Source organism: Xenorhabdus sp. NBAII XenSa04 (genome assembly GCF_963866145.1).
GTDB lineage: Bacteria > Pseudomonadota > Gammaproteobacteria > Enterobacterales > Enterobacteriaceae > Xenorhabdus > Xenorhabdus indica.
This window is the reverse complement of sequence record NZ_CAWMEB010000060.1, coordinates 1-10,066: the sequence shown is the minus strand read 5'-3', so window position 1 is coordinate 10,066 and position 10,066 is coordinate 1. Positions and strand designations below refer to the sequence as shown.

7 protein-coding genes are annotated in these 10,066 nt (G+C 41.7%); 2 read left to right on the top strand and 5 right to left on the bottom strand.

The window, feature by feature from the left end; translation table 11 throughout:
• From AAC147_RS03100 to AAC147_RS03080, 5 genes are all read right to left on the bottom strand, one after another.
• Positions 1 to 636: an AAA family ATPase gene (locus AAC147_RS03100; RefSeq protein WP_231571584.1), complete on the bottom strand. Its 636-nt coding sequence runs from the start codon at positions 634 to 636 to the stop codon at positions 1 to 3.
• Positions 633 to 1,721 (bottom strand): DUF4297 domain-containing protein, encoded by a 1,089-nt coding sequence (locus AAC147_RS03095; protein ID WP_047685560.1) that lies wholly within the window; start codon positions 1,719 to 1,721, stop codon positions 633 to 635. The genes AAC147_RS03100 and AAC147_RS03095 overlap by 4 nt, the downstream gene beginning before the upstream one ends.
• 442 nt (positions 1,722 to 2,163) lie before the next feature.
• Positions 2,164 to 3,081 carry an integrase domain-containing protein gene (locus tag AAC147_RS03090; RefSeq protein ID WP_047685558.1) on the bottom strand — a complete coding sequence of 306 codons (918 nt, stop codon included), beginning with the start codon at positions 3,079 to 3,081 and terminating at the stop codon, positions 2,164 to 2,166.
• Between the two features lie 329 nt (positions 3,082 to 3,410).
• On the bottom strand, positions 3,411 to 3,833 hold the full coding sequence (locus tag AAC147_RS03085; RefSeq protein ID WP_156115429.1) for a hypothetical protein: 423 nt from the start codon (positions 3,831 to 3,833) through the stop codon (positions 3,411 to 3,413).
• A gap of 412 nt (positions 3,834 to 4,245) precedes the next feature.
• Positions 4,246 to 4,536 carry a hypothetical protein gene (locus AAC147_RS03080; RefSeq protein WP_047685556.1) on the bottom strand — a complete coding sequence of 97 codons (291 nt, stop codon included), beginning with the start codon at positions 4,534 to 4,536 and terminating at the stop codon, positions 4,246 to 4,248.
• A gap of 221 nt (positions 4,537 to 4,757) precedes the next feature.
• On the opposite strand from AAC147_RS03080, the gene AAC147_RS03075 reads away from it, so the two are divergent.
• Both AAC147_RS03075 and AAC147_RS03070 read left to right on the top strand, forming a co-directional pair.
• Positions 4,758 to 5,375: a hypothetical protein gene (locus tag AAC147_RS03075; RefSeq protein ID WP_231571582.1), complete on the top strand. Its 618-nt coding sequence runs from the start codon at positions 4,758 to 4,760 to the stop codon at positions 5,373 to 5,375.
• Positions 5,376 to 5,435: 60 nt separating this feature from the next.
• Positions 5,436 to 10,066 (top strand): DUF6531 domain-containing protein (locus AAC147_RS03070; RefSeq protein ID WP_047685554.1); only part of this gene is annotated, 4,631 nt, incomplete at its 3' end.

Here is a 10,066-nt window from a genome sequence, read left to right as displayed (position 1 = left end):
CTATTTTGAAAGCTTATTTAGAGCTTTTAATGTTGCAAATATTTCCTCAAGATTAAGGTCAATTAAGCTAATCTCACCTTGCAACTTGTAATATTCTTTCGGCTTAATTCCTGCGTGAAAGTGAAGAATGTTCTTCTGCCAATCACTATACATTGCTAGATAGCTAAATGAATCAAGAACCTTACCCCAGCCATTGTCTTGATCTATATAGAAAGGTAAATAGAGGCTAGCCGGTTTAGCTTTTTCCTGTACAGCGGTTTTCTTCACAACCAGTTCTAAATTAAAATCAAAAATGTCACTGACAACTTCAGCTATATCTGAACGAGAGTTAGACGTAACTAAATGTTTTTGTCCTTCAGTGATGTCAAAGATAGAAATACGCTTATTATGACGAATAAAAACATAATCACGCTCTTTAACATTAATAATTACTTTTGAAATAAAGTTGTCAATTTTCCATTTTTTATCGAGACGAACATCAGCTCCCAGCGTATGGTATAACATCTTAATAAAGCTGGATTTTCCAGTGTCATTTTCACCTGAGATAATATTTACATCTGGAGAAAATTCAAAAAAGAACCCTTTTTTATCACGAAGGGATAATATGTGAGCACTTTTGAAGTAGATGCTTTTCATTTCTCACCTTCCTCTAATAGCTTCTGGATTATTGAATAGACAACGATACATTCTTTTTTTCCAGGCGTTAGTGCCATTGTATAATCCGAACAAAGCACATCAATATTGATCATAGTTATATCTAGGTACTGTTTTAGATCTGTATCAATTTTATCTTGATCGTAAAAATTGATTGCATATTCTAAATATACACTTGCTGGATTTTTTGTGTTCTTGTTTAAGTCGATACAAACCTGTAAGAAGGCTGCTTTCAACTGTATGAGTTGTAGTGCACTCTTGCTCAAATTTTTAAAAATAGATTCAGCCATCTTCCAATCAGGCATTAGACTGTTACTAATATTTAGAGAGTCAATAACACTATTGAATGCTTTAGATGAAAAACCTTTTCGGGAGACTAGATCCATAAAGCTGGTAATATCCGCTGATTTGAACTTCGACTTCTGTCTACATTCTGATTCAAGTAAAGTTGCCAATGCATTAGCACTTAGCGTTGTATTTTCGCCATATTTTTTGCTTAAAAAATCGCATAACTTTCCTTTTAGGTGCGTCATGTGATCATCTAGGCTAAGAGAAGATTGAATGAATTTCAAAGCGGACAGATCAATATACTCTTCTGCTAACTCTATTTGGTCTTTGATTGCTTGTTTAAACGTATCTTGATGTTTACTTTCTATACTAATTGCATCAAAGCAAGTCTTCCCTCCCGCCTTAGGATGGAAGCTAAACGAGGCATTAGTTACAAATAGCAGCTTAGGTGTATAACTTAAAAAATTTTTCTGATGCAAGAACAACTTACCAATAATTGATATTGGTTTTTTGTCTGTGGTATTTTGTAATCTAGTGACTGTCCAATTTGATTCTCTGGTCTTGACCTGAGCAAAAATCAAATCTTGGGGATGATCTTCACTATCAATGATGAGTACATCATCGTGATATTCGAAGATGAACACATAATCCCTTCCATCTAGTTCATATTCCAACATTTGTGATAGTGCCCAACAAGTCTGATAATCAAACCCTCGTTGCGCGATTTCACCACCTCTTTCAGACTGCGGAATACTAATCAAAGCTTCAGCTAAACTCATAAACTTCCTTACGCTTTGCTACATGGATTTACTCAATCAATATTTATATAATTGGGCGCACATAATAGCATTGTGTCGTAGGAACTGTACCCACTTAAGGTAAATAATGCTTTGTTTTTACTTAAACTTTGATGTGCGCATGGTTTTCCTGACTAGGTAAACAAAAAGAAACCAATTGGAAGCGTATGGTATATCTCATTTTTTAGTTATATTTAACTTATTAAAGAATTTCTCAAAGATTGTTGGGGCAAGCTCCTTGTTTTTATTAATTCAAATTTTCCATCTTTTTTAATCCAAACTACTTGAGTGAATGCAATGCTTCTAAAACAGTTATGTCCAGAAATGAGTTAGCGATAACATAGGAATAATCGCCTAAGATTCAAGATTGCTTTGCTCATATTCCAATGACCAGAGCAGCAGACCGTGTATGCTCCAATACAACTTATTCGCCCTCAATATTCTGGTAATACACCTGCTTAATATAACGTCCGCGCCCGTCGCCATGACCTAAATCCATCGACACCAGTGCCAGCGCTTCCTGCTCGCTGAATCCTTGCGCTATATAATGTTCCCCGGATTGCTGAGCAAAATGATAACGCATACTGTGTGGCGCTTTATTGCCGCTCAGTCCCGCACGTCTGACAATATAGCGGTAGCGGTCTATGGCCTGCGTGATCGTCGGTTTATCAATCAGTTTTCCGCCACGCCCGGTCTGCTCGCGTTCAGCATAAGCAATCGCGTGTTGCAGGGCTTCCCGATCTAATATCAATGTCTGCCGTGGACGTCCACCTTTGGTGCCAAACACCACCCGCACAGAGGTATGCCCGCTTTCCAGTGATTTTTTCCAGGTCGCTAACGATTTGTAGGCTTCCACCGCTTCTTTGGTACGCAACCCCAGCACATACGCCAGTTGCATCACCGCCGCGACACGCCGGTCTTTTTGTTCCACCTGCTGAAAAATGTTCCGGAACGCAGACGGTGCCAGCGCCATTTTCGTTCCCTTGCGGCTCATCTCAGCGATACCCAATGCCCGGTTACTCAGGCGGACATTATCGGGATCAGCCAGCTTGTGCTTTCCCGCCTGCGCTAAAATGGCTCGCAGCACCGACATTTCATTTTGCAGTGTCCGATAACTGAGATTGTTGGCTTTGCGTTCAGCGATGTAGCGCTCAATATATTTCACCTTCAGGCTATCCATTTGGCGGAGTTTGATGCCATTGTCTTTCAAATAATCAAGGAACTGCCGGGCAATCCGCGCCCGATCCGCCACCGTAACAAAACTTCCGCCCGCTTGTCGGGCATGCGTGATAAAGACTTTTCTGAACTGCTCAACCTTTGAACGTGTCGATCCCTGCGCCATTCCCGCCTCTCTTGCTACTTTTTCATTTTTAGTCGTTTTTAAAACAATTCCCTGCGTGTCGGTTCAGGTTCACCGTTCCGTGGTGCGTCAGACAATGTGTAGCAGGGCGGGATTGTGTTGAGTTATTGCAGGAGCTCGCGACGTGCTCAGCACAGCGATGACATGCTCCCCGTTCAGGGCCTGATCAGTTCAGGATGAACGCCTCATTATCTTGACGTGATTCATTTCTCCTTAATTTTTACTGCATCAGCCTGCAATCAGGCAGTGGGTTGAAAATCCGATAGGACAATCGTTTATCCATCAGACAACAGGGTGGTTAATAGTCTGTTTTACGTGGTTTCACTGAGTAATGCGGGATTCAAATCGGTCGTAAAGCCAGACCGGATGGGCTCTGGACGTTTGCCGCTTTGCGGCGTCACTTGGTAATCGCTGCGCTTCAACACAAGTGACGCCACGCCGTTTTCGGGACGTTTATCGTGATGAATTAAAACGCAGATGAATGTTGTTCCGATGAAAACAGTATCGTTTAACGTAAGACAGAGCATGTCCTGCTCGGTTATGTGAATAGCCGGTGGTGAACACACCGGGAGACTTTCATCATCAGACGGAGGGTTAGGTGTCCGAGGATATCTGCTTCCAAAAGTGCGCAGATGTACCGCAATGCTTGCACTCCCTTTCAGGCTACGGGAGTTTTTACCTCGCCATCTAACTAATAGGTAATCCTTGCAGGCGATTAGATCACTGATATTCATGATTGATTATACTCAGTAAGACATTCGAGAGCTATTACTTCTGCCAAGGTATATTGCCATCTATCCGGATGCGGGACTCATTAAGTGATCTGCTTGAATGAAAATATGCAACACCCATTATTTTGTTTCACATACCAACTATGCTTTGTTTTTCTTACACATAATTTTGCTTTAGATGGCACCTTCTGTATCACTATTTACCCGAACATGTGCGCAAATTGCTTTGGTTACGACACGTTTTTATTCATTATGTCCTCAATATCTTCACTTATCCAAGTTGCTACCTCCAGCCATCCAAATATCATGCCGTATGGTAAGAGTAGTGGGTTTCCACAGCTCGTATTATTCTCACTGAAACAGCACTAAGGCATAATCGTCATTTGTAAGACTCTATAACCAATATTGTTTTCTCCTATTTTTGCTGTTTAGTTGATGTCGAGAGACGATTCCCTACAGGGTCATAGTCATATTTATTTGTACTGACCTGATCTGTTGTATCTGAAATCAGACGTCCAAGGCTGTCATAGGTATATGTGATAGTACTCTGTATTTCGGTATCTTGTGTTTCGATATTTTGTAGTTCATTACTCTGAATTTCAGTCATATTAGCTTGAAGCGATGGAACAATCATAAAATTTATCAAGACAAGTACCATGAACATTACTATGGTTATAATAGATTTTTCTTGGCTATTTTTTAACATATTATGAATCCTCCAAAAATAATATTTTATTTAAAATAATATAAGCAACATATATTTTCGAAAGTACATCAATTCAAATTTTCAAATAAATCTTTAACGAAAATATTTCGCACCTGCTTTAAATAATCAATAAAACAACAATAAACTTCATCGCGATATCGTTATCTTGGCTTTAATTTAATGATACTTGCCTAATTTTTACATTAAAAAAATATCATTAGATGTCAGCGGATAAACATATTTTGAAAAACATATTTATTTACATTTCAGAATTAAAATTCAAATCTTTAATGGAATATATTTTATCTATTTTTAAAAAATATTTTTTGGAGGATACCGATATGTTTCAAAAGTTATATCAACTCCCATTTTGTTTAGGGATACTCTTATTGACGAGTTTGGGGAATAACGCTTTCGCTGAAACCGCCACAAGCTCGGAGTCCCCTACAGTTGGCATGCTGAATATGCCACCTGTCACACCGCAAGAAGCAGCTGAATATCTTAACAAACGTGTTGTTCCGTCTTCTTCTTTGCCCCGACATACGAAAGCAGAGAAATATTCCAGCGCGCAGGAATATACCGAAAAAGAAGGTAGAGTAAGGCTCAATGTTGATACGGTATTGGGTCATGAGCCACCAGCTGGGACTATCACAAAGTATGGCTTCAAGCGTGCTGATTTAGCACCCGAATCTTCCTCTGTAATAAAACGTTCAGAAAATACCGACGGTTCAGGTACAGCCACAACAGTAATTATCAAAAAAAACCAAACCTCACCTGCGCAGATTACAACTATAGAACTGCCTGAAATTCGTGCAAATAAAGAAATTTTAACTAAATAAATGTTGCCATGAATTTATTTTATTCTGCACTCGGCAGTTTTTTAACAAGGATTGCTTATCATGAATAAACTTCTTAAATTCTTGTCCCAAATTTCATTCGCTTTATTCGTTTTTCTCGTCTCTTTCGCAAGCCTTGCTTCAACAAAAGTCCCATTTCAAACAACATCAAATCTTACTAATACCTTAGCATGTACGCCTCCGCCAGCCGATCCGGAAATCAGGGATCTCGCGCGTGCGCTTAATTACAATCTCGATCTAATTTATGAGTATGTCTATTACGGTATTGATTACTCGCCGACATTCGGCCTGAAGAAAGGCCCGTTGGGTACTTTCCTTGATCGGCGAGGCAATAATATGGATCAGAATACCCTGTTTGTCACACTGTTGCGCCAGTCCTGTATCAAGGCGGATTATCGCTATGGTGTCTCAACTATCCCGGCTGAAATGATAGCCAATCTGCTTGGTGTCGAAAATAATGTTACCCTTTTGGCCAATAACCTTGGAAATAGTGGTATCCCTGCCTGTGTAAAGATAGAAGGTAACGACCAGTGTGTTAAGACTGGTGGACAGGCAAAAACAGTTAACCTTCAGCATGTTTGGACAGAAGTCACGTACGACGGTAAAACCTATCAACTGGATCCCTCATTTAAATCGTACCAACACTTTACACCCATCAATGCAGCATCAATAATGGGCTTCGACAAACAGGAATTTTTGACTGCTGCAGCAAAAGGCGCTTCTTCCATTCCCGGTGTACCTGCCAATATTAATTCGATCAGAAATCTGAATAGAGACAATATCCGGGCAAAACTCAATGCCTACGCAGAAATGCTTGCCAATGAAATTGGTAAAAAATACCCCGACAAATCCATGACAGAGATTTTTGGTGGACGCAAGATTACAAACACAAATTATCTTACATCTTTTTCTGCTAACGGTAGTACACTTTGTACAGAAATAGAAACTTGTTTACCTGTACCGAATACGCTTAGGAGCGCTTTTACAGTAAAAATTTCTGACTCACCATCATCTCCTGCTTCTATCAATATGACGTTTTACGCCGATCAGATATCAGGCAAGCGTCTGACTTTAGACTATAACAACGCCAATCAGCCCGTTTTGACATTGAATGGCACTGTTATTGCTACAGGAAGTACAACCAAAACAGAAACACAACTCATCACTACAACACTGTCAACCCCCTATGTCGCTAGCTATGATAACTATTCAGGACGAAATGTTGTCAAAACAGGTGGGACCTATTCCATTATTCTGGCTGCCGGCGAAATTGGTCGTGACACACTCACCCATTATCAAAATACAGCCGTTAGGGCACAGGCTGCAGGAAAGGCCGATACATCTGAAGCAGTACTAGGGGCGGGTCTTGCTGCTATCGGATATGCTTACTTGAGCCAGTCCCACAGTTCGGATTTGCTTGCCGCCAATCTTGGTGGTTTTAATGGTAAGCACCACTTTACAGTCGGGGTTGCCGGATATAATGGGAGCGTCTATGTGGATTTTCCCGTTCAGCTTGTAAGTAGTGCAGGTAAAACGCTCTCTTTTTCTCCCGATGATCTGACAGGTATTACATTCAACAGCGCCATTCGTCAAAGTTCTCTGGAATCCAGCAGTGTCAAACAGCTTCAGGAAGTCGAGGCGGTTTCAACCACGCGCATGTTTGACTATTCTAACACAAGCGGCATCGGCTTTCTTGAGGCCACTTTGCCAAACTGGTCTTCTGTCAAACCCCTCCTAGTTAACTGGGATACTTCATCTCTTGCTGATATGGAAGCGTATCTAACAGAAAAAGGAGGAGATCATCGTAAAGTTTTTGTACCACAAAATGGTTCACGCACAGTCAATGCCTGGAGTGGAAATGGTTATTACCTGCAGGAAAATGACAGAGCAAAACTAAAAAATTCCATCGCATTTAAAATCAGTGGCGGGTTTAAAGGCGGTTTTGCCTCTGAAAAAAGATCCTGGATGAGCGATAAATGGAATATGGTCAAGGCAAGTGCTCAATCAGCCTATCAGGCTTTCAAGAGTGTTGACCCTATCGATCTTCGTAGCGGTTATTTTCTTTACGATCACGAGGATATCAGTACAGGATCTGCCTCCTATCCTTTCGGGTTGACACTCACCCGTAGCTATAATTCTGGTCAAAAAAACACAAAAACAGCGCTTGGCTATGGATGGCGTCATAATTTCATGCTGAGCGCCAAACGTGACAGTGACCCTTATGAAGCCTTCGGGCAATATAACCCCTTAGCGGCCGTGACATCCATTGTTGCCACACAGGTTATACAAGATCTGGAAACCGATCCGACGCTGACTAATACAGCAATTTCCTCGATTATTGGCAGTTGGTTGATGGATCAATTGGTAGATAATGCCATTACCGTTCAAACCAACGAGGGAACACGAAAATTTATTAAAATTCCGACTGCCTCCGGAGGTGTTACTTTTGTTCCCCCGCCCGGTGATGGCTCAACCTTGATCCTCGGAGAGGGGAATGCCGTTACCATCACAGACAAAACGGGTGTTGTCACACGCTTTGATAAAGAAGGGGATATTCAGTCCTGGGAGGATAAAAACAAAAATACGGTGACCTTTACCTATTCAGGTACAGGAAAAAATAAAAATTTAATAACCGTTTCCAATGGCATGGGGCGAAAGCTTGAGTTCTCCTATAGTGGCAATAATCAGCTAACATCGGTTTCAGACGGTTCCCGTTTGGTCAGCTATGGTTATGACGGAAATGATAACCTGCTAAACTTTCAAAACTCGCTTAACGCCATCTATCGCTATGGTTATGAAGGTTTAGGTCTGCTCGCGACCCTGTATAACCCTGCCTTCCCTGAAACAACTACGGTCAGAAATACTTATGATCATTCAGGGCGCATTCAAACTCAGGCCGACCCTTTTGGCAATCTCTGGTATTACCTCTTTGCCAATGAAACCCGGACACAAGAAACAGATCCTCTCGGTAATAGTCGCGTTATTTATTATGACAGAAATGGCAACATGTTAGCTGACTTTAACCAAACAGGGGCTGCAACACGTTATACCTATAACGGCATAGGGCTGCGTACACAGGTTGTTGGTCCTCGCGGTTTATCAGAAAGTTTTACTTATGATGATAAAGCCAATATTTTAACAAAAACCATTTCTCCGACTCCACAATCTGTCGATGCTATAACCGGAAAACCTGCCGAGCCAATTACCGAAAAATGGACTTATTCCGCCCTTTCCCTGCCACTCACCCATACTGATTTTTTAGGCAGAGTGACAAAATATAACTATGACGGACAAGGCAATCTTACTCGAATAACGCAACCTGAGGTCTCAAAACCCGGCATAGATGGCACACATTCCCCCATAACCTTGACCTCCTATAACGCCCAGGGTTTACCTTTAACGACAACCGATCCAGAAGGACGCGTAACCCAAAATACCTATGACCCGCAATCGCTTGATCTCATTTCAACAATAGTCGATCCGGGAACAGGGCATTTAAACCTGACCACAACCTATGCTTATGATGCTGCTGGCAATAAAACAGAACAAAAAGATCCAAAAGGTTTTACAACCCACTACCTTTACGATACTGAACGCCGTTTGGTGCAAGTGACTGCTCCACAAGGCCTTGGCATTACGCAATATGTTTACGATGCCAATGGCAACCTCAGTGAAACAAAAATTGCAACCGGTGATGCTGAATCGCCCTTTCTTATCACAAAAACACAATATAATGAAGCCAATAACCCAATTATCGTCACTGAGCCGGATGGCAAAACAACGACGACAGCTTATGATACCTTAAACCGTGTGGATACAGTCACGTCGTCATCGGGACGGCGTACCCGCGCAACCTATGATGCTGCTTCACGCCCCGTCAAGATTACTGATGAAATTACCAGTCATCATGATGCCTCTATCACGAAAAATCTTGGTACGGTTGTACGGGAAACCCGCAGCTATACTCCGGGTGGTCTTCTCGCAACACTGACTGATGCCAACAACAATACAACCCTCTATAAATATGACGCCTTTGAACGCCAATCTGAACACTATTACCCTGATGGCTCTTATGATATGTATGTGTTCAATGCTGTGGGGAAAGATATTGTTTTTCAGCGCCGCGATGGAAGCCAAATCTGGTATGAATATGATAATCTTGACCGGATCATAAGCAAAAAACCGGATAATCAGTCTGTTATCAGTTATGAATATGATTATAGCGGGCGAATTCTCTCCCTTACCCCCAGTACCAATCCGGAGTTTGCCGTTTCTTACACTTATGATACGGCAGGAAGAACCCGTTCTGAAACAACGGCAATATTCGGCACTACGCAATTCACACTTGATAATAATGGCAACCGTTTTTCCATGGCGCTGCCCTCCCTTGCCGGTGGACTGAATGTTTCCAATGTTTATGATGCCTTGAACCGTATGACTGGGGTTTATCAAGGCCCGCCAACAGCCGCAACGCCTCTTGCTCACTATGGCTATGATCCGGCAGGCAGGCGTATTGTTGCGGTTTATGGTGATCTTCAACAGCCTCTTGCAAAAAAGGAGCTGGCGTATAATCAAACAAGCCTGCCTACAACGATATCCCATCAGTGGAATGGCTCGCAGCTAAACATCGGTTATCAGTACAACGCTGATCGCCAGAAAACACACGTAAGCCT

Bases quoted from the DNA above. Each gene is read 5' to 3' on its own strand.
- AAC147_RS03100 (WP_231571584.1), bottom strand. From the start codon at position 636: ATGAAAAGCATCTACTTCAAAAGTGCTCACATATTATCCCTTCGTGAT.
- AAC147_RS03095 (WP_047685560.1), bottom strand. From the start codon at position 1,721: ATGAGTTTAGCTGAAGCTTTGATTAGTATTCCGCAGTCTGAAAGAGGT.
- AAC147_RS03090 (WP_047685558.1), bottom strand. From the start codon at position 3,081: ATGGCGCAGGGATCGACACGTTCAAAGGTTGAGCAGTTCAGAAAAGTC.
- AAC147_RS03085 (WP_156115429.1), bottom strand. From the start codon at position 3,833: ATGAATATCAGTGATCTAATCGCCTGCAAGGATTACCTATTAGTTAGA.
- AAC147_RS03080 (WP_047685556.1), bottom strand. From the start codon at position 4,536: ATGTTAAAAAATAGCCAAGAAAAATCTATTATAACCATAGTAATGTTC.
- AAC147_RS03075 (WP_231571582.1), top strand. From the start codon at position 4,758: ATGTCAGCGGATAAACATATTTTGAAAAACATATTTATTTACATTTCA.